Here is a 19,497-nt window from a genome sequence, read left to right as displayed (position 1 = left end):
TTCGCGAGGACCCTGCATGAGTGAGCACCGAGCGCGCCCGTCGCGCGATGAATTCGGCTATCTGTGCCCGGTGGACAGCCGCTGGGCGGACAATGACGTTTACGGCCACATCAACAACGTCGTCTATTACAGCTATTTTGACTCCACCATCAACCGCTACCTGATCGAGCGGGGTGGCCTGGACATCCATGACGGCGAGGTGATCGCCTACGTGGTCAGCTCCGGCTGCGATTATTTCGAGGCGGCCGCCTATCCGGAGGCGCTGACGGTGGGCATGCGGGTGGACAAGCTGGGCAACAGTTCGGTGCGCTACGGCCTGGCCCTGTTCGGCGAACAGGGCGGCGACGCCAAGGCGCTGGGTTTCGTGGTGCATGTGTTCGTGGATCGCGTCAGCGGCCGGCCGGTGCCGATCCCGGAACCGCTGCGCGCGGCGCTGGCGGCTCTGGCCTAGGGCCTGTTCACACTACTTGCATCGCGCCTGCTAGGTGTCATTTCGGTCCTCCAGTCAGGATGCAAGTGTAGTGTGAACAGGCCCTAGGCCAGGCGCCACTCGCTGGGGCTGACGCCGAACGCCGCCTTGAAGGCACGGCTGAAGGAGGCACTGTCGGTGAAGCCGTAATCCAGGGCAATTTCCAGGATGCTGCGGTGCTCGTTGTCCGGCGCCGCCAGGGCCTCGCGCACCGCGTCCAGGCGCACCCGGCGGATAAAACGCCCCGGCGTCAGCTGATGCTCCTCGAACAGCCGGTACAGGGCCCGCCGTGACACGTGCAGGGCGCCGGCCAGCTCGTCCGGGCTCAGCTCCGGATCATCGATGTGCGCGAGCACGTGCTGGTGGGCCACGTCCAGGGTGGTGGCGGCGGAGAGCTTGTCCGGCGCGGTGGCGCAGTGGAGCAGGGCGGAGAGCATCATTTGCACCGCCTGGAACACCGGGCTGGCGTTGCCGCCGCCGTCGCCATTCTGGTCGAGCAGCGCCATCACCGCGGCCAGGGCGGCGCGGGCGGTGGTGCGATCATTAAGGGTGTGGGCGCAGACTCGCTGGCTGAGCCGTTCCCAGCCGGGAATCGCCTCGTAGGGCAGCATCAGAATGGCCAGTTGGGCATGGTCTTCCATGGCCAGTTGATAGGGACGGGCGGTATCGCAGATGGTGACGTCGCCGGTGTGCAGCAGGGTTTCCCGGCCATCCTGCTCCACGGCGGTGCGTCCGTTCTGTTGCCACATCACCTTGAGCAGGCCTTCCTCGGCGCGGCGGGCGCCGAAACCGGTGCGTCGCACCTGGCAGGAATCGGAGCGGATCACGGCCACGGCACGGTGATCGAAGTTGCACAGCTGCACGTCGGCGCGGAAATCCTGCTTCTTGCTGGCGCTCATCTCCAGCCATGGGAAATTGCAGTTGACGAAATTCTGCCAGGGGCGGAAGCCTTCAATCACCTGGTGATTGCCCGGCGCGGGATGGGTGTGACTGCGTAATGCTTGCACGGCGCTCTCCACGGCATTCTCCATGGCGGTACTCGGAAAACGGTGACCGGGCTTTCGGCCCCGGTTCAGGACGGTCGGGTAACGCCTTCCTTCAAAAAGCTCATGCAAAAAGCATGCACGTGAAGGCCGGGTCCTGGTCCGGTGCGAAGCGCGGCTCACCGGTGTTCCGCGCCCTGGATGGGCCGGTTCAACCGGGTTGTTGTTATTAACCTATGAACGAATATAACAGATTGAAGGCGCCGGACAACAAAGCCGCCGGTGGACCCGGCACGCAGCGTCAACAACTTTGCACCCAGTGCCATGCCGCTCCGCGGCGGCGGGCCGACAATGTCGCCATCATAAAAACGATTCCGATGGAGGCATTTCCGTGACTGAGAAGCGAGGACACTTCATTGCCGGCCGCGACGTGCCGGCCTCCGATGGTCGCACCATGAAAGTGGTGAGCCCCGCCAACGATTCGCTGCTGGCGGAGGTGGCGCAGGGCACCTCCGATGACGTGGAAGCGGCGGTTTCCGCCGCCCGCGCCCAACTGGACGGCGGTGCCTGGAGCGCTCTGTCCGGCGAGGATCGAGGCCGCCTGATCAATCGGCTGGCGGACCTGGTGGAACGGGACGCCGACACCCTGGCGGATCTGGACGCCGCCTGCATTGGCCGCCCCGGCATGGAACCACGCCTGCTGGACCTGCCCAACGCCATATCCACCCTGCGCACCTGCGCGGGCTGGGCCGACAAGATCGAAGGGCGCACCATTCCCACCCCCGGCTACATGGGCACGCCGACCCTGTCCTACACGGTGCGTGAGCCGGTGGGCGTGGTGGGCGCGATCATCCCCTGGAACACGCCCCTGATGATCACCAGTTGGAAACTCGGTCCGTTGCTGGCCGCCGGCTGCACCGTGGTGCTCAAGCCATCCGAGGAAACTCCGCTGTCCGCCCTGCACCTGGTGAAGCTGTGCCAGGAAGCGGGCATTCCCGATGGCGTGGTGAACGTGGTCACCGGCGTGGGCAGCGTGGTGGGCGAGGCGTTGTGCACCCACCCGGGGGTGGACAAGATTTCCTTCACCGGCAGCCCGGAAGTGGGCGCGCGCATCCAGGAAACCGCCGGCAGCCGCTTCAAGCGGGTATCCCTGGAACTGGGCGGCAAAAGCCCGCAGATCGTATTCGACGACGCCGACCTGGACGCCGCCGTACAAGGCTGCGCCATGGGCATCTTCTTCAACAGCGGCCAGGTATGCGCCGCCGGCAGTCGCATTCTGGTGCACAACAGCCGCCTGCGGGAATTCGCCGATAACCTGGCGGCGGTGGCCGAGGGCATCCAGGTGGGCGACCCGTCCGCCGGCGAGGTGCAAATGGGCGCGCTGGCCAGCGCCGCCCAGCGCGACAAGGTCACCGACTACATTCAACGGGGTGTGCAGGAAGGCGCCAAACTGCTCAGCGGCGGCGCCATGGACACGGAAAAGGGTTGCTTCGTGCGCCCCACGGTGTTCCTCGGCGATAACGACCTGAGCATCGCCCGGGACGAAATCTTCGGCCCGGTGGCCACGGTGATCGGCTTCGAGGACGAAGCGGACGCGGTGCGCCTGGCCAACGACACCCGCTACGGCCTGGCGGCCACGGTATGGACCGCCGATGTCGCCCGCGCCCATCGCGTGGCCCGTGCCGTGCGTGCCGGCGCCGTGGGCGTCAACTGCTGGGCGCCGATCGACGCGCGCCTGCCCTGGGGCGGCATGAAGGCCAGCGGCCTGGGTCGCGAGGGTGGTTTGAGCGGCGTGCTCGCCTACACCGAAGAAAAAGTGATCACCGTCGTGACCCAGTAAAACCGGTCCGGCACGTATAACAAGAATAGCGAGGACAACAATGAACACTTCGACCCGCATGGGCGGTGCGGCGGCCCTGGCCGCCGCCTGCCTGGTTTCCGCGTGCACCTATTTCGAGCGTGCGCCTGCCGATCCCTCCGTTTTCTCCCGCCCGGCGGCTGACGTGGATGCCGCCCGGCTGACCGCCGCCGCCGCCGAACCCGGCAACTGGATGACCCACGGCGGCACCTATCAGGAGCAGCGTTTCAGCCGCCTGGACCGCATCAACCAGGACAACGTGGGCCGCCTGGGGCTGGCCTGGACCTACAAGCTGGACCTGGACCGGGGCGTGGAAGCCACGCCCATCGTGGTGGACGGCGTCATGTACACCACCGGGCCGTTCAGCATGGTTTACGCCCTGGACGCCCGCAGCGGCGAGCTGCTGTGGAAATACGACCCCGGCGTCACCAGAACACGTGCCCGGGATGGCTGCTGCGGCCCGGTGAACCGGGGCGTGGCGGTGTGGAAGGGCAAGGTCTACGTGGGTGCCTATGATGGCCGCCTGATTGCTCTGGACGCCGCCACCGGCGAGCCGGTGTGGAGCGTGGACACCCTGATCGACAAAAACCGCAGCTACACCGTCACCGGCGCCCCCCGGGTGGTGAAGGGCAAGGTAATCATCGGCAACGGCGGCGCCGAGTTCGGCGTGCGCGGCTACATCACCGCCTACGACGCCGACACCGGCAAGCAGGCCTGGCGTTTCTTCACGGTACCCGGCGATCCGTCCCAGCCGCCGGAAAACGAGGCCATGGCCCGGGCCCGGGAAACCTGGTTCGGCGACCAGTACTGGAAGCAGGGCGGCGGCGGCACGGTGTGGGATTCCATGGCCTATGACCCGAGGCTGGACCTGCTCTACATCGGCACCGGCAACGGCAGCCTGTGGAACCGCCAGGCGCGCTCCGAAGGCAAAGGCGACAACCTCTACCTGAGCTCCATCGTGGCGCTGCGCCCGGATACCGGTGAGTACGTCTGGCACTACCAGACCACCCCCGGCGACCAGTGGGATTTCACCGCTACCCAGACCATCACCCTGGCGGATCTGGAAATCGACGGCGAGATGCGCCAGGTGTTGATGCAGGCGCCCAAGAACGGTTTTTACTATGTGATCGACCGGCGCAGCGGCGAGCTGCTCTCCGCCGAGAAGTACGCGCCGGTGAACTGGGCCGAGCGGGTGGACCCGGCTACCGGCCGACCGGTGGTCAACCAGGACGTGGCGGACTGGACCAAGGGCCCGCGCCTGCTGGTGCCGGGCCCGCTGGGCGCGCACAACTGGCAGCCCATGTCGTTCAGCCCGGACACCGGCCTGGCCTACATTCCGGTGCAGGAAGCGCCGGCCATGATGGTGCCGGACAACGATGCCACCTTCCGGGGCAAGAGCCGCTTCCAGGTGGGCAGCGAGCCGGTGGCACTGCCCGAGGATGCGGAAACCCTGGCCAAGACCGTGGCCGCCTACAAGGGCCGGCTGGTGGCCTGGGACCCGGTGGCGCGGAAGGAGGTGTGGCGCCAGCCGTTCCCCAGCATCTGGAACGGCGGCGTGCTGTCCACCGCTGGCGGCCTGGTGTTCCAGGGCAACGTCACCGGCACCGTGGCCGCCTACGACGCCGCCGACGGCGACAAGCTCTGGGAAGCGCCGGCCAACACCGGCGTGGTGGCCGGCCCGGTGACCTATGAGGTGGACGGCGAGCAGTACGTCACCTTCATGGCCGGCTGGGGCGGGGTGTTCCCGCTGGCGTTCGGCGGCCTGGCGGCCAACGCCAAGGTACAGCCGGAAGCGCGCATCCTCACCTACAAGCTGGACGGCGACGCCACCTTGCCTGAGCCGCAACGCCGCGCGGTGGCCGTGCCGGAGGCGCTGCCGCCGCTCACCGCCGATGCCGCCACCGTGGATCAGGGCCGTGATCTGTACAACGACAACTGCGGCCTGTGCCACGGCTTCAGCGCCATGGGGGGTGGCGTGGTGCCGGACCTGCGCTACATGGACGGCGACACCCACAAGGCGTTCCCGGGCATCGTCGCCGGTCTCTACCAGGACAAGGGCATGCCGTCGTTCGCCGGCCGCCTGACGCCGGCGCAGATCGAGGCGATCCACCAGTACGTGATCAAGCGCGCCCACGACCTCAAGGACAGCCTCTAGGGAACCAATAAAAAGCCCCGACCGGCGGACCGGTCGGGGCGGGCTGCCCCCCAAGGGCAGAAAAACGGTACGGGGCCGGTAGGGCCTGAAGCGTGTAGGGCCTAAAGCGTGTAGAGGAAGCTGGGGCCGGGGAATTCGGAACCGTTGTCCTCGCCGATCTCCTCGGCCACCAGTTGGTTGGTCTTGGCGTTCATGGCCATCAGCAGGGAACGGGCGTCCTCCGGGCGGGCCGCGAGGTTGTCGATCTCGTGGGGGTCCTGCCAGGTGTCGTACAGTTCCAGATCGTTGTGGGCCAGCAGGGTGCCCCAGTCCTCGGGCACATGGTGGCTGTCCGGGCTGAAGTAGCGGGCGAACTTGTAGCGGCCATCGAAGACCCCCCGGTGCAAGCCGCGATTGCCCAACTCCGGCCCCAGCCGCAGCCGCTTGAGAAAATCGCCCATCACCTTCACCGGGGTGATCTCATCGCCCTCGGTGACCAGTCGGCGAGTCGCCTCCGGGTCGGTGTAGAGCAGCACCCCGTAGGCGAACAGCACGCCGCGCTTGTCCCGTTGCGTGGGCTGGCCGTTGACCGCCGGGCTCAGGTCCACGCCCGGTGTCCCGGTGGTTTGCTGCCCCTCGGTGGCCAGGCCCACCAGCGTGGGAAGCAGGTCGAGGGTGGAGCCAAGATGGTTCACGGTACGCCCGCCGCGCACGTCCGGGTGGCGCACGATAAGTGGGACGCGGCTGTTTTCCTTGTAGATCATCGGGCCCTTCTGGCGCAGTCCCTGGGCGCCGGCCATCTCGCCGTGGTCGGCGGTGTAGACAATGATGGTGTTGTCGAGCTGGCCACTTTTTTCCAGGGCCTGAAGCACCCGGTCCACCTGCCGCGATACGTCGCGCAGGCAGTTGAAGTAATAGCTCTGATTGGCCCGCCAGGCGGCTTCGTCATCCTTGTCGATGTGGCCGTAAACGGCGTCGATGACTTCCGCGTAGGAGTGATGGCACCAGGGTTTGCCAGCCAGGCCGCCTTGGTGAAAGGAGGCCGGCAGGGGCACGTCGCTCCAGTCTTTTTCGTAAAGCGGATCGTTGGGCGCCGGTCGCAACGGCGCCATGAAGTCCGGATTGGCGCGGGACCGGGACTGCCGGTCGCTGGTGGCGAAGAACATGATGTCGTGGGGATTGACGAAGTTCACCGCCAGTAGCCAGGGCTGGTCCAGCCCGGTGCTGTCGCGCATTAACCACTGGCCGGCCTCGGCGGACACCATGCGGTCCGCCAGATAGCCCTGCCAGACGGAGCCGTGCACGTCACCGGTCAGGTTGTAGTCGTGAAAGCCGTGCTTCTCCAGAGCCCGGCGCTGGCTCGGGTAGCTGCCGTACATAAGGCCCGGGCCGTCGTCGATGTCGGACAGGTGCCACTTGCCCTTGTAGGCGGTGTAGTAACCCAGGCGCTGGAACACCTGGCCCAGGGTGGGCAGGTCCTCGTTAAGGCTGGGGAACGGCGGCGCGTGCAGGTTGGCGGTCATGCCGGTGCGCATGGTGTGCTGTCCGGTGTACATCACCGAGCGGGACGGCGAGCAGGGCGAGGTATTGGCGTAGTACTGATTGAAGCCGACTCCGTGGTTGAGCAGCCGGTCGTGGGCCGGCAGATCCAGCGTGCCTGGCAGATCGCCCCAGCTCCGTTCCTGGTCGGAGACCAGCAGCAGGACGTTGGGCCGCCGTTTTCCGGCGCTGGCGGCGGCGCGCAGGGCCGGGGCGGTGCCCAGTGCGGCGGCGCCCAGGGCCAGTTGTTTGAGAACGGTGCGTCGGTCGGTCATCGGACCACCCCTTGTTGTTTTTTTGAACGGCTGGGGGGAGTATGCGCAGTTAGCCCATAAACAGGGGTTATAAATCCATGCCCTTCAGGCCCGGTCCCGGGCTGCTAAAGTGGAGGTCGGTCAGGGAGCGGGAGGGAGACGATGCCCGGGTGGCAGTTGCAACAACTGATTCAGTTTCGCGCCGTCTATGAGCACGGCAGCCTGTCCGCGGCGGCGCGCGCCCTGGGGCTCACCCAGCCGGCGTTGAGCCGGGCCCTGGGCAAGCTGGAGGAGGAACTGGGAGCGCCGCTGTTCCAGCGCCATACCCGCTCCCTGCGGCCCACCGAGTTCGCCACCGGGCTGTATCGCCAGGCCAGCCGGGTATTGCAGGAAAGCGCCGGACTGGACCGTCTGGTGGAGCGTTTTCAGGAAGGCCGGGAAGGGCGGGTCCGGCTCGGCTGCGGGCCGTTCGTGCCGGATCTGCTGTCGCGCAAGCTGGCGCGGGCGATGGCGGAGAGCGGCCTGAGCCTGCACCTGGACGTGCACACCGATCACTTCGAGACCCTGCGCGAGGGACTGTACGGCTACCGCTACGATTTCCTGCTTTACGATGGTCGCCGGCAACGGGACGTGCCGGACCACGACGATGTGGTGGTGGTGCCGCTGCTGACCCTGCCGTTGCGCATGGTGGCGCCAGCCGCCTGGGTGCGTGGCAAGGACCGGGCGGCGCTGGAATCGGAACCGGCGGCGCGGGCCTTCGCCGCCTCCCGGCCCTGGGCCATGCCCAGGGTGTCGCCGGACTACGGCCGGCGCGCGGCGCCCTGGTTCCACCGTATGTTGCAGGCGCGCCACGGCGCGGAATTCCTGATGCCGACCCTGAGCGCCTGCGTGGGACTGTGCCGGGCCGGCCACGCCCTGACCCTGGCGCCGGACATTCTGATCGAGGAGGAACTGGCCGCCGGCTGGTTGGTGCCGCTGCCTCTGGACGTGGGCGCCGCCACCGAGACCTGCGCTTACCGACTGCGTTCGCGGCCCCTGTCCCAGGCCGCCGGGCGGCTATGGCGGCTGCTCGCCGATGGTGGTTTGCGCAGCGGCGAGGATGACCTCATCAGGCCGGCGTCCCGTTCCGAATCCGGAACAGACTGACCAGCGCGGCGCACAGGGAGAAGCCGGCGGCCATCAGCAGGGCAGGGGCGATGGCGTCTTCCATCAAGCTGAATACCAACGCGGTGAGGGCGGCGCCCAGGGTCTGACCGAGCAGCCGGGTGGTGCCCTGCATGCCACCGGCGCCGCCACTGCGATGGCGCGGCGCGGAGCCGATGATGGCCCGGTTGTTGGGCGCCTGGAAGAACCCGAAGCCGAGGCCGCATAACGCCATGCAGGCGAGAATCACCGGCAGCGGCGCCTGCTTGGACAGCAACGCCAGCAATACCAGCCCGACCACCTTGGCGAGCAGGCCCAGCGAGCACAGCACGCCGATCGGATAGCGGTCGGCGAGTCGTCCGGCCAGGGGCGCGGTGATCATCACCGCCGCCGGCCAGGGGGTCATCAGCAAGCCGGTTTGCACGGCGCTGTAGCCAAGCACGTCGTGCAGATAGAAGGGCAGGGCGATGAAGGCCGCCATCTGGCTGGTGAAGGAACAGAACGAGGTGCCGATGGCCAGGGCAAACGGGCGGATACGCAGCAGATCCACCGGCAGCAGCGGTGACGACTGGCTCAGCTGGCGACGCACCAGAACCGTGCCCACCAGGCCGGCGGCGGCCAGCGCCACCAGCGCCGGGGTAACCGCCATGCCGTGGGCGAGGCCATCCACGGCGCTGACCAGCAGGCCGATGGCCAGGGCGTTGAGCAGGGCGCTGACCCAGTCGAAGGGGCGCGGATCGGTGGGCGTGCGCGGCAGGTTGCGCGACGCCAGGTACAGGGCCAGACCACCCAGAGGCACGTTGACGGCGAACAGCCAGGACCAGTCCGCCACCGACAGAATACCGGCGGCCACGGTGGGCCCCAGGGCCGAGGACAGCGCCACCACCATGGCGCTCAGGCCGATGCCCCGGCCCAGGAAGCGGGCCGGGTAGATAAAACGCACCAGGGCGGCGTTGACACTCATCACGCCGGCGGCGCCGAGCCCCTGGAAGAAACGCGCCACCGCCAGGGTGACCAGGGAATCCGCCAGGGTGCAGACCAGGGAAGCGACGATGAACAGCCCCAGGCCGAGGCGGTAGATGCGCCGGTAGCCGACGATGTCGCCCAGCGAGGACAGCGGCAGCAGCGTCAGGGCCACCGCCAGCAGGTAGGCGTTGACCACCCAGACCGCGTCGGAACGGCTTACATCCAGACTGTTGGCGATGGTGGGCAGGGCGACGTTGACGATGTTGCTGTCCATCACCGACATGCCGATGCTGGTGGCGATGGCGAGCATGGCCAGGCGGCGTTGCCGGGCCGGCAGACCATCGTGCTCGGCACGAGGGTCCGCGGGGGTACTGCTTTCTGGCAAGAAAAGGCTCCCGGTCGGGCTCACTGGGTGACCGGTGATGATACGCCCTTACGCGATAATGCGCCTATTGATTCTATTTATAAGGTCCGCTACGCGGACCCTTCTTTCAGGGCTTCGAGCACCGCCGCCGGCGTGATCGGGAGATGCCGCAGGCGCGCGCCCACCGCCGCCTGGATGCCGTTGGCGATGGCCGGCGCCACCACCGTGGTGCCCGGCTCGCCCAGGCCCACCGGCACTTCGGTGCTTTCCACCAGCTCGATTTCGATTTCCGGGGCGTCGATCATGCGCAGTGGCTGGTAGCTGTCCAGGTTGGTGTCCACCACCCGCCCGTTCTTGAACTCGGTGCCCTCATAGAGCGCCATGGACAAACCCCAAAGGGCACTGCCTTCCACCTGGGCGCGGGCACCGTTCGGGTCCACCACGGTGCCACAGTCGACCACCAGCCAGATCTTGTGCACGTGCACGCGACCGCTTTCCCGGTCCACGCTCAGGTGCACGGCGCCGCCCACCCAGGTGGGCATGTCGCGAGACTGGCCATAGGTGGTGGCGATGCCGATGGCGCTGTCGGCGGGCAGGTCGTCGCGGCCGTAGCCGGACAGCTCCGCCACCCTTTCCAGCACCGCCGCCTGGCGGCGGGCGCCGCCCACGGAATTGGGCGCCTGGCCGGCGTTGCGGCCCTCGGCCTTGAAGTGGTCAAGACGAAACCGGAGCGGGTCCGCGCCGATATGACGGGCCGCCTCGTCCATGAAACTTTCCACCGCGAAGTTGATCCAGCCCGGCGATACTGAACGCAGCCAGCCGGGCCGGAAGGTGTGTTCGGCCAGCTCATTGGAGATCGCCCGGGCCCGTTGCGCGCCGACGCCGTACCAGTGGTCGATGCCGTCCGAGGAGAACGGGTCGTAGGGTTCGCCATTGGTGCCCTTGGGCATGAAGCCGGGAATCATCACCTTGGTGGGCCAGCCGGAGGCCACGGAGCTGTCCATCGCCACCACCTTCTTGTCGGCGTCGAAAGCCATGCGCAGGCGCGACAGGGTGGGCGGGCGCACGCTGTCGAAGTGGCTGTCGTCGGCGCGGGTCAGGATCATCTTCACCGGCTTGCCGTCCAGGGCCTTGGAGGCAAGCGCGGCGGGGATCGCGTAGTCACCGTTGAGGCGCCGGCCGAAGCCGCCACCCAGCATATAGGTGCGCATCACCACCTGGTCCTCATCCACGCCCAGGGCTTTTTGCAGCCAGGGCAGGCACAGGGACTGCCACTGGTTGCCGGTGTGCACTTCCCAGACACCGTCGTCGTTGCGGAACACCAGGGCATTGACCGGTTCGAGCTGGAAGTGCAGCACGGTCTGGGTGCTGTAATCCGCCTGGAAGGTGTCGGCGGCGTCCGCGAACGCGGCGTCCACGTCGCCGGTGTCGCCGGTGTCCATGATGGCGCCGGCTCCGCTGTCGTCGATCAGGCGCCGGTTCTCGGCCTGGATCTCCGCCTCGCCCACGTCGGTGGCGTCGCCGGTGCGGTAGGATACCTTGACGCGGTCGGCGGCCTGCCGTGCCGCCCAATGGCTGTCGGCGATGACCATCGCCCAGCCCGGCGCGGTGCCGGAGGGGTCGTCCAGTTTCAGGGTTTGCCGGTAGCCCTTGATGCCCTTGGCGGCGCTGTCGTCGATGGCGGTGATGGCGCAATCGTAGCGGGTCGGCGGCAGGATCGGCGCGGCGTGCACCATGCCCTCGACCTTGGCGTCGATGCCGTAGATCGCCTGCCCGTTGGTCTTGGTGTCGATGTCCAGGGCCTTCAGATCCTGGCCCAGCAGGGTCAGTTGATCGTGGGGCTTGAGCGGCAGGGCCTTGAGTTCATCCTCGCTGAACGGGCGGTCGAGACCTTGACGCACCAGCTCGCCGAAACCGATGCTGCGAGAGCCGGCGCTGACCCGACCGTCGGCCACGGTGACCGAGTCGGCGTTGACGCCCCACAGGGCGGCGGCTTTCTCCGCCAGGGCCACGCGCCCGGCGGCGCCGGCGCGTCGGTAAACAGGCCAGCTTTGCCACACCGACCAGCTGCCGCCGGTGACCATGGTGCCCCACTTGGGATCGCTGTCGACGTGGTCGATGTGCACGTCCTGCCAGCGGGCGCCCAGTTCATCGGCCAGGATACGGGCGATGGCGGTGCCCACATGCTGACCCATCTCGGCGCGGATCACGTTCACGTTGACCCGGCCCTCGGTGTCGATCCAGTACCAAAGGGTAGGCTCGTAGCGACGCCCGGCCGCCTCCAGGGGCTGACCATCGGCGGTGCCCGGGTTCATCGCCGCCAGGCCGGAGCGCGGGAAACCGAACACCGCGCCGGCGGCGCACATGGATACCAGAAAGGCGCGCCGGCTCAGGCGTGGCGCGTCCAGTCGGTCATCGGATGGAAGGCGCTGCTCATCCATTGGCGCTGGCCTCCTTGATGGCGGCGGCGGCGTCGCGGATGGCGCCGCGGATACGCGGGTAGGTCATGCAGCGGCACAGATTGCCGGTCATCACCGCGTCGATGTCCTCGTCGGTGGGCGCCGGAATGTCCTTGAGCAGGGCCGCCGCCTGCATGATCTGGCCGGACTGGCAATAGCCGCACTGTGGCACCTGAAGTTCCCGCCAGGCCTGTTGCAACGGGTGCGCGCCGTCGGCGTCCAGCCCCTCGATGGTGGTGATGTCGGCGCCGGCCACGTCCTTGAGCGGGGTGATGCAGCTGCGCGTGGCACGGCCGCCCACGTGAACGGTGCAGGCGCCGCACAGGCCGATGCCGCAGCCGAATTTGGTACCGCTGAGGCCGGCCAGGTCGCGCAATGCCCACAGCAGCGGCATGTCCGGGTCCGCGTCCAGGCGAACCGTCTCTCCATTGATGGTGCACTCGATCATGGTGGAGTCCTCGTCAATGCGTTCCAACGTGGGCGCGCAGTTCGCCCACCCGGGCGGGCAGATCCGGCCAGGCCGGCAGGTCGGTGCGGGTCGCTCTCAGGTAGGCGGCGATAGCGGCGATCTGCTGGTCGCTGAGCGCGGAGCGGAACGCCGGCATGACCACGCCCTGGTTGCCGGCCTGCGCGGGTATCCCGTCCAGGATCACGTGAATCAGGTTGGCCGGGTCGTCCAGTCGGGTGGCGGAGTTGATGCCCAGGTCCGGGCGCGTCGGCTGCAGGTTGTCGGCCCGGTCGTTGTAGTGGCAGGCGGCGCAGGCGCTGGTGTACAGCCGCTCGCCGTTGTCCAGCCGCCAGGCCGGGTCCGGCTTGCCGGCCTCGATGCTGGCCTGCACCGAGGAGTAATCCGGGTCGGGCAGGGGGGCACTGTCGCCGTCACGGGTGATATCGGCGAAATAGACGCCCAGGGCGTGCAGATCCTGGTCCGGCAACTCGGCGATGCCGGCGTGCACCACCGGCCCCATGGGGCCGGCGGCGACACCGTGATAGGCGTCGGCACCGTCTTTCAGGTACTGGGTGAGATCGGCGGCGGTCCAGCGCATCGCCGACGGATTACGGCTGGTCAGCGCCGGTGCCGTCCAGGTATCGATCACGGCGCCCTGGTAGCGTTGCCCGCCTTTCTCGGCGCCCAGCGCATTGCGGGGCGTATGGCAGGCGCCGCAATGGCTGATGCCCTCGGCCAGATAAGCGCCCCGGTTCCAGGCGTCGCTCTTGTCCGGGTCCGGCTGGTAGCGGCCGAAATCCACGAACAGCAGTTTCCAGCCGGCCTGCAGGAAGCGCAGGTTCAGTGGGAACGGCAGCGTATTGTCGCGGGTTTTTTGTTTCACCGGCTTCACTTCGCTCATCAGGTAAGCGTAGAGCGCGTCCACGTCCTGGTCGGAGAGTTTGGTGAAGTGATCGTAGGGCAGGGCGGGGAAAAGGTGCCGGCCTTCACGGTCCACGCCTTCGTGCAGAGCGCGGCGGAAGGCTTGTGGCGACCAGGCGCCGATGCCGGTGTCCGGGTCCGGGGTGATGTTGGAGGCATAGATGGTGCCGAAATCACTGACCACCGGATAGTTGCCCGCGTAGGGCTCGCCGCCCTCGGCGGTGTGGCAGGTGGCGCAGTAGCCGGCGGCGGCCAGCACCCGGCCTTTCTCGATGGTGGCGGCGTCGAAGTCGGGGCGTTCCGAGGCGTTCATGGGGGCCAGCTCGCCATGCCAGGCGTACACGGCGAACCCGCCGATCACCACCACCGCCAGCACCAGCACAGTGGCCAGGATACGTTTCAACATGGCTGCGTCCCTTCCTGTTCGATCCGCGAACCAAGATACACCCCGCCGATGGCGCCGCCAATATTTCCGGACAATTAATAGGGGTTTGGCCGGGGTCGACGGCGGGGTCGGCGGTTGGAACCGAGGACGCCCCGCGCAGTCCGATTATTCAAGCTTTTACGCATTGGCATCCCGCCTTTGGGTAAGGTTGCCGGTGGGCCAAGGAAGAGGTAAGGACCAACCCGATGAAGCGTAGAACCCTGTTGAAAAGCGCCGTGGCGCTGGCCGCCTGGTCCGGCCTGCCCTCGGCGCCGCTGTTCGCCGCCGCGCGCGCCAACCAACGCATCGCCGACGGTGAAGCCGAGCCGTTCAGTTTCAAGCAATTGCGGCAACGGGCCCGGGAGCGGGCCGCGCGCCCCTATCGCGATGGCGCCCGTGCCTTGCCGCCGACCCTGGCCGGCCTGACGCCGCATCAGTACAACGAGATCGGTTACGATCCGGATCATGCTCTGTGGCATGGTCACAGTGAGCGCCTCAACATTCAGTTCATTCATGCCGGCATGGGTTTCGACCAACCGGTGCGAATGCACTCCCTGGACCCGGACAGCGGCCAGGCACGGCGTATTCATTTTCGTCCCGAACTGTTCGATTACTCGCGCGTCGAGGTGGACCTTTCACAGCTCGGCGAGGATCTCGGCTTCGCCGGCTTCCGGGTGTTCAAGGCGCCGTCGCTGGCCGAGAAGGATATCGTCTCCTTCCTGGGCGCCAGTTATTTCCGTGCCGTGGACGGTAGTTACCAGTACGGCTTGTCGGCGCGCGGCGCGGCGGTGAATACCTACGCCGATGGTGAGCGCGAGGAGTTTCCGGATTTCACCGATTTCTGGTTCGAGACGCCGGCCCCCGGCGCCACCCGCTTCACCGCCTATGCGTTGCTCGATTCCCCCAAGCTGGCCGGTGCCTACCGCTTCGTGATCGACTGCGGCGAGGACGGCGTGGTGATGGACATCGACAGCCATCTGTTCCCCCGCGAGGCGATCACGCAGCTGGGCGTGGCGCCCATGACCAGCATGTTCAGCTGCGGCGGCCACCAGCGCCGGCAATGCCGTACGCTGCATCCACGCATCCATGATTCCGACCGCCTGGCCATGTGGCGCGGCAATGGTGAATGGGTGTGCCGCCCGCTGAACAACCCGCCGCGCATTCAGTTCAATACCTTCGATGACGACAACCCGAAGGGCTTTGGCCTGCTGCAGACGCATCGGGACTTTGACGATTACGAGGACGTAATCGGCCGTTATCACGACCGCCCCAGCCTGTGGGTGGAGCCCAAGGGCGAGTGGGGCGCCGGGGAGGTCCAACTGTTGGAGCTGCCCACCACCGGCGAAACCATGGACAACGTGGTGGCGTTCTGGAAGCCGGCGCGGCCCTTGAAGGGCGGCGAAGCGCTGGCCTTTGGTTACCGCCTGCACTGGGCCGCGCGGGCGCCGGTGCACACCGACCTGGCGCGGGTGCGCGCCACCCTGAGCGGCATGGGGGGCTTTCCGGAAGGCTGGGCGCCGGGGGAACATTACCCGGAGGTCTGGGCGGAACGTATCGCCGTGGATTTCGTGGGTGGCCGGCTCAAGGAATTCTATGACCAGGACATCGATATCGATACCCAGCTGGACGTGTCCGCCGGGCGGATCAAGGATCTGCATGTACTCTGGGTCAAGGACCTGGACGGCTTTCGGATTCTGTTTGACTGGTATCCGGACAGCGACGCCACGGAGCCGGTGAACATGCGTCTGACGCTGAGCGCCGAACGGCGGGTGGTGAGTGAGACCTGGTTGTTCCAGTACTTCCCGCCGCCGGCCGGGGAACGGACCTACCCGCCGTTCCCGGGTTCCTCCGAGGGGTAACCAAAGCGCCGCGCCACCGGCGCGGTGATCGCCTCGATCAGGCGCCGTTCATGGTCGCTGAAGCGGGGCTGGTAGTAGGTGGGAGCGTGCAACCCGCCGGCGGCGTCTTCCAGGGTGCTCGCCGATACCTCCAGCCCGGCATGGGCGAACAGTTTCTCCAGCGTGTCCCGGGGCGTGCCACACAGATCCTCGTAGCGCACTACCAGGGCCGCTTCGCGCAGCGCCGGGTCCCGTTCCAATACGTCGGCCACGTGGTCGTAGATGGCCGCCCAATAGCGGGCCCAGCCTTCCACTTCATTGCCGCCGTCCCAGAGCTCGCCGATGTAGGCGGTGAGCCGGTCGTCGCCGGTGTTGATGGCGCGCCGGTCAAGCCCGAACTCGTAGTGGCCGACCCGGCGCATGTGATCCAGGGCCCGGGGCTCCTTGCTTTCCCCGGCCACGAACAGATCCTGCTGCTTCATCAGCGACGCGATATGCCACACCGGATCGCGGATCATCAGCAGGAAGCGGGCGTCCGGGTACAGGCGGTGAAGGTAGCCGAGCCGCGCCAGGTTGTAGTTGCCCTTGGCCAGGTAGCGGCGGCGTCGGCGTACCGCCAGCAGCTTGCGGATGTGCTGGTCGTAGAAAGCCTCGAACTCCGGGTGCGAGGCATCGCGGCCCAACACGGAACTGCGCGCCGGATCATGGATGTCCGGGAAGAACGCCATCCACAGCATTTCCTCGAACGCCTCCGGACTTTTCGAGGTCACCTTGATGCCGTCCTGGTGGGCCCGTTCCCGGGCCTGCTCGGTGGCCCCGGGCACCAGCGAAAGCCAGCGGTTCCACCAGTAGGGCACCGGCAGAAACGGAAAATCCGCATAGCGGTGGGTGGCCACCTCCGGGTGGGCGGCCAGGTGTTCCAGCACGATGGTGGTGCCGGAGCGGGCCAGGCCGGCCACGTAGATTGGCCGGTCCACGCTCAGGTCGGCGATGGCATCGCCGACAATGCGGGTTTCCAGGTTGCCGAGCTTGATCCAGGCGCGCGGGTGGCGATGCACCCAGCCGCCGGCGTGGTGCATCCAGGGCGTGACCTGGAAGCCCGGGTCGATATCGGGTTCGGATTGCCGTGCGTTCATTCGATTTTCGCCCATCGGTAGGTCAGCAGGGAGACGATCAACATGATCGGGAAGAACACCATCAGCCAGTGGCGCATCCAGTCCGGTCCGAACGGCAGGTAGCGTGGCTGCGGCAGCTCGATGGTGACGCGCCGCGCGCCGCTCTCTTCGGGCAGGTAGCCGAGGGGATTGCCGATCAGGGTGTTCCACCAGTGACGTTGCTCCACCACCGGGATCGGCGCGGTCATGGCCACTTCCGCCACGGCGCCGCCGCCGTTCCCGTCGCGCACGATCACCCGAGGGACGTCGCCGCCCTCGATCCATTGCGCCTGGTAGGTGGCCGGCACGGCTTGCACCGCCGGGGTTTCCCCGGCGGCGGGCAGCCGATAGGCGTAGTGCCCCTCCAGCCAGGTGAGCAGCGCCAGCAGCGGCAGGATCGAGATCAGGGTGGGAATCAGCACCAGCCCCAAATGGCGGAACGCGGTGCTGAACTGTGCCTTGATCAGCGGACCGGCGTCACTGAATTCGCCGTCGAAGCCGTTCAGGGCGCGGCGCGCCTCGCGGGCCTCGCGCTTGGCCCCGCCGATGCGTTGCTGTGGCGAGAGCAGCCGGTAGAGCAGCAAGGTGCCGACCCCGGCCAACAAGGCCCAGACCGCGAGGCGGGCGGCGCCGGGCAGCACCGTGGCCATCCCGGCGTCGATGGCGGCGAACAGGGGCGCCGGCAGATCGAACAAGGCCATGGTTACTCCTAGGCGTGATGATCGTCGCGGGTGGAGGGGGCGTTGGGCTGGTCGTCATTGGCCGGCGTCTCGTCGGCGGGAGCGTCGGCCTCGCGGCGGGCGCTTTCATCGGCGGCCTGGGCCTTGCGTCGGCGCAGCCGGCGTATCGGCCACAGAATCACGAACAGAACCGCCACGCCGATGGCGGCGATGATGCCCCACAGGGCGGTAAGCAGGCTCAGGCCGGCGCCGGGGCCCACATAGGCGGAAGCCAGGCCGGGCAGGGTCAGCGCCGCCAGTGCCAGGGCGGCGACGCGGTAACGGTGGGGGAACGGGAAGTTCATGACGAATCTCCTCGGTTACGGGTCGGAGCGGGGGACGAGCCGGGCGCGGAAATCCGCGTCCAGATCGTCGAGAGTGAGGCGTTGCGCGGCGGACACCACCGGGATGTACTGATCCTGGTCACCGGCGCGCACCGGATTGACGAATTCCCAGACGATGTCGCCGTCGGGCGCCACCTCGAACAGGCGGCCGCCATCGGATTCAGTGATCAGCCAGTCGCCGTTGGGAAGCTCTTCCACGGCGCCGCGCAGACCACTGTCAAAGGGGTGTTCCGCGTCACCGGTATAGCTGGCCACGATGCGGTCGTTCTCCGGGTCCACTTCCAGAACGCGGGTGCGGTTGTCCTTCTCGAAATGGCCCAGGTTGTCGAACAGGGTGAAATGTCCGGCATCGTTTATGCGCGGATAGTGCTGGCCCAGCCAGGGGCCCTTGAGGGCCCAGGTCATTTCGCCGCTGTCGGCGTCCACCAGAGCCACGGCTCCGGGATGCCGGAACGACAACAGCACCTGTCCGGCGTGGCCACTGGCCGGGGCGAAGCGATCCGCCAGATCCTGGTCAAGGAATTGCACGCTGTTGGTGTGCAGGGGGTCGGCGGTGGCGAAACTGGGTACCGCGTAGAACAGGTCCGCGTAGCGGGATTCCATAAACGCCTTGGACAAGGAGACCTTGCTGCGCTCCTCGCCGGTGTCACCGTCGAGCACCACCAGATAGTCGTCCAGCCAGGGGTATTCCAGTTTGGCGAAGGCGGGCACCTTCCGATCGGTGAACTCATGGGTGAGGACGACCACGTCGCCGTCCGGGGTGATGTCCAGGTCATGGTGGGTGCTGGCGTGGTAGCCCCAGATCACTTCCGAATCCGCGTTAAGACGTACCAGGCCGTAGCCCCAGGGAGTGTCGTTATTGGCGATGTAGATCGCCAGCAGGTCGCCGTTGGGCAGCACACGCGCCTTGCGCCAGTAGATGTGGTCGTCGGGGCGCGCTGCCCGGCCCGGGGGGCTTTGTTCCCACACCTTGCTGTAGGGCAGTGCCCAGCGGTGCAGCACCTTGCCCTCCATGTCGACCAGATCCGCATGGCTGCCGTCGCCGGAGGTGTACAGGGTCAGACCCTGGTAGGCCCGTTCCGGGTCGTGGATGGTAACGCCGCGTTCATCGCGGCGCGCTTCACGCCACAGGTCGGACTGGGTGTACAAATCGATCAGGGTATTCTGCTTGAGCACCGCCTGGGCGGCCTTGTGCGCATCGTTGAACAGGGGGTAGGGGTAGGTCTTGGTGAGCACCACGAAGGCGCCGCCGACGAACGCGATGAATACGATCGCCAGGAAAAAAAGCCCGAAACCGATTCGATCCGAATTTTTCATGCCGTCATCCTGTCAGCCATCCCGGCCGCCGTTCAGGGCGGGTTCAGGACGTTAGGACCCAGCATCGGGGAATGGTTTGTGTTCCTTTGTAAAAGGTGGAAAGCGGAGGGCGTTTTGTGAACGGCGCCGCACCGAAAAGACGATGTGGCGCCGGTTTTTCGTA

General features: G+C 67.2%; 15 protein-coding genes. 5 read left to right on the top strand and 10 right to left on the bottom strand.

Translation table 11 applies throughout. The features are described 5' to 3' along the window. Positions 1-16: 16 nt before the first annotated feature. The gene (locus tag JF515_RS00505) at positions 17-451 is read left to right on the top strand and encodes an acyl-CoA thioesterase (RefSeq protein ID WP_203099861.1); all 435 of its coding nucleotides are present in this window, start codon (positions 17-19) and stop codon (positions 449-451) included. Between the two features lie 83 nt (positions 452-534). Here JF515_RS00505 and JF515_RS00500 read toward each other — a convergent pair whose 3' ends face one another. Further along, positions 535-1,476, bottom strand: a complete 942-nt coding sequence (locus tag JF515_RS00500) for a helix-turn-helix domain-containing protein (protein ID WP_203099859.1) — start codon at positions 1,474-1,476, stop codon at positions 535-537. Between the two features lie 367 nt (positions 1,477-1,843). Between JF515_RS00500 and JF515_RS00495 the strand changes: the two genes are divergently transcribed. Further along, on the top strand, positions 1,844-3,292 hold the full coding sequence (locus tag JF515_RS00495; protein WP_203099857.1) for an aldehyde dehydrogenase family protein: 1,449 nt from the start codon (positions 1,844-1,846) through the stop codon (positions 3,290-3,292). A gap of 40 nt (positions 3,293-3,332) precedes the next feature. After that, positions 3,333-5,465, top strand: a complete 2,133-nt coding sequence (locus tag JF515_RS00490; RefSeq protein ID WP_203099855.1) for a PQQ-dependent dehydrogenase, methanol/ethanol family — start codon at positions 3,333-3,335, stop codon at positions 5,463-5,465. Positions 5,466-5,566: 101 nt separating this feature from the next. Here the strand turns inward: JF515_RS00490 and JF515_RS00485 are convergent, their stop codons facing one another. Continuing rightward, positions 5,567-7,258: a sulfatase-like hydrolase/transferase gene (locus tag JF515_RS00485; protein WP_203099853.1), complete on the bottom strand. Its 1,692-nt coding sequence runs from the start codon at positions 7,256-7,258 to the stop codon at positions 5,567-5,569. A gap of 141 nt (positions 7,259-7,399) precedes the next feature. Between JF515_RS00485 and JF515_RS00480 the strand changes: the two genes are divergently transcribed. Next, entirely contained in the window at positions 7,400-8,383 is a 984-nt protein-coding gene (locus tag JF515_RS00480; RefSeq protein ID WP_203099851.1) for a LysR family transcriptional regulator, read from the top strand. On the opposite strand, the gene JF515_RS00475 is transcribed toward JF515_RS00480, so the two are convergent. The 4 genes from JF515_RS00475 to JF515_RS00460 all read right to left on the bottom strand — a co-directional run bounded on the left by JF515_RS00475 (position 8,346) and on the right by JF515_RS00460 (position 13,944). After that, entirely contained in the window at positions 8,346-9,731 is a 1,386-nt protein-coding gene (locus JF515_RS00475; protein ID WP_238400754.1) for an MFS transporter, read from the bottom strand. The two genes, JF515_RS00480 and JF515_RS00475, sit on opposite strands and share 38 nt — an antisense overlap. 89 nt (positions 9,732-9,820) lie before the next feature. Beyond that, entirely contained in the window at positions 9,821-12,151 is a 2,331-nt protein-coding gene (locus tag JF515_RS00470; RefSeq protein ID WP_203099850.1) for a xanthine dehydrogenase family protein molybdopterin-binding subunit, read from the bottom strand. Continuing rightward, on the bottom strand, positions 12,144-12,617 hold the full coding sequence (locus JF515_RS00465; protein ID WP_203099848.1) for a (2Fe-2S)-binding protein: 474 nt from the start codon (positions 12,615-12,617) through the stop codon (positions 12,144-12,146). The genes JF515_RS00470 and JF515_RS00465 overlap by 8 nt, the downstream gene beginning before the upstream one ends. Positions 12,618-12,630: 13 nt before the next feature. Further along, positions 12,631-13,944, bottom strand: a complete 1,314-nt coding sequence (locus tag JF515_RS00460) for a cytochrome c (RefSeq protein ID WP_203099846.1) — start codon at positions 13,942-13,944, stop codon at positions 12,631-12,633. A gap of 224 nt (positions 13,945-14,168) precedes the next feature. Between JF515_RS00460 and JF515_RS00455 the strand changes: the two genes are divergently transcribed. Next, positions 14,169-15,821: a glucan biosynthesis protein gene (locus JF515_RS00455; RefSeq protein ID WP_203099844.1), complete on the top strand. Its 1,653-nt coding sequence runs from the start codon at positions 14,169-14,171 to the stop codon at positions 15,819-15,821. Here the strand turns inward: JF515_RS00455 and JF515_RS00450 are convergent. Genes JF515_RS00450 through JF515_RS00435 form a run of 4 tightly spaced genes read right to left on the bottom strand, consistent with a single transcriptional unit; the run spans position 15,788 to position 19,334 of the window. Further along, positions 15,788-16,936 carry a sulfotransferase family protein gene (locus tag JF515_RS00450; RefSeq protein ID WP_203099842.1) on the bottom strand — a complete coding sequence of 383 codons (1,149 nt, stop codon included), beginning with the start codon at positions 16,934-16,936 and terminating at the stop codon, positions 15,788-15,790. The genes JF515_RS00455 and JF515_RS00450 overlap by 34 nt on opposite strands. Beyond that, on the bottom strand, positions 16,933-17,655 hold the full coding sequence (locus JF515_RS00445) for a hypothetical protein (protein WP_203099840.1): 723 nt from the start codon (positions 17,653-17,655) through the stop codon (positions 16,933-16,935). The genes JF515_RS00450 and JF515_RS00445 overlap by 4 nt, the downstream gene beginning before the upstream one ends. 8 nt (positions 17,656-17,663) lie before the next feature. After that, positions 17,664-17,978 carry a hypothetical protein gene (locus tag JF515_RS00440; protein ID WP_203099838.1) on the bottom strand — a complete coding sequence of 105 codons (315 nt, stop codon included), beginning with the start codon at positions 17,976-17,978 and terminating at the stop codon, positions 17,664-17,666. Positions 17,979-17,993: 15 nt separating this feature from the next. Continuing rightward, positions 17,994-19,334 carry an arylsulfotransferase family protein gene (locus tag JF515_RS00435; RefSeq protein WP_203099836.1) on the bottom strand — a complete coding sequence of 447 codons (1,341 nt, stop codon included), beginning with the start codon at positions 19,332-19,334 and terminating at the stop codon, positions 17,994-17,996. Positions 19,335-19,497: the final 163 nt, after the last annotated feature.

It is taken from the genome of Alloalcanivorax marinus, from assembly GCF_016785095.1.
Lineage (GTDB): Bacteria > Pseudomonadota > Gammaproteobacteria > Pseudomonadales > Alcanivoracaceae > Alloalcanivorax > Alloalcanivorax marinus_A.
This window is presented reverse-complemented; position numbering and strand designations above follow the sequence as displayed.

Excerpts from the sequence above, each read along its gene's own strand:
- JF515_RS00435 (WP_203099836.1), bottom strand. The coding sequence starts at position 19,334 with ATGAAAAATTCGGATCGAATCGGTTTCGGGCTTTTTTTCCTGGCGATC.
- JF515_RS00505 (WP_203099861.1), top strand. The coding sequence starts at position 17 with ATGAGTGAGCACCGAGCGCGCCCGTCGCGCGATGAATTCGGCTATCTG.
- JF515_RS00460 (WP_203099846.1), bottom strand. The coding sequence starts at position 13,944 with ATGTTGAAACGTATCCTGGCCACTGTGCTGGTGCTGGCGGTGGTGGTG.
- JF515_RS00440 (WP_203099838.1), bottom strand. The coding sequence starts at position 17,978 with ATGAACTTCCCGTTCCCCCACCGTTACCGCGTCGCCGCCCTGGCACTG.
- JF515_RS00485 (WP_203099853.1), bottom strand. The coding sequence starts at position 7,258 with ATGACCGACCGACGCACCGTTCTCAAACAACTGGCCCTGGGCGCCGCC.
- JF515_RS00480 (WP_203099851.1), top strand. The coding sequence starts at position 7,400 with ATGCCCGGGTGGCAGTTGCAACAACTGATTCAGTTTCGCGCCGTCTAT.
- JF515_RS00465 (WP_203099848.1), bottom strand. The coding sequence starts at position 12,617 with ATGATCGAGTGCACCATCAATGGAGAGACGGTTCGCCTGGACGCGGAC.
- JF515_RS00450 (WP_203099842.1), bottom strand. The coding sequence starts at position 16,936 with ATGAACGCACGGCAATCCGAACCCGATATCGACCCGGGCTTCCAGGTC.
- JF515_RS00455 (WP_203099844.1), top strand. The coding sequence starts at position 14,169 with ATGAAGCGTAGAACCCTGTTGAAAAGCGCCGTGGCGCTGGCCGCCTGG.
- JF515_RS00445 (WP_203099840.1), bottom strand. The coding sequence starts at position 17,655 with ATGGCCTTGTTCGATCTGCCGGCGCCCCTGTTCGCCGCCATCGACGCC.
- JF515_RS00470 (WP_203099850.1), bottom strand. The coding sequence starts at position 12,151 with ATGGATGAGCAGCGCCTTCCATCCGATGACCGACTGGACGCGCCACGC.
- JF515_RS00490 (WP_203099855.1), top strand. The coding sequence starts at position 3,333 with ATGAACACTTCGACCCGCATGGGCGGTGCGGCGGCCCTGGCCGCCGCC.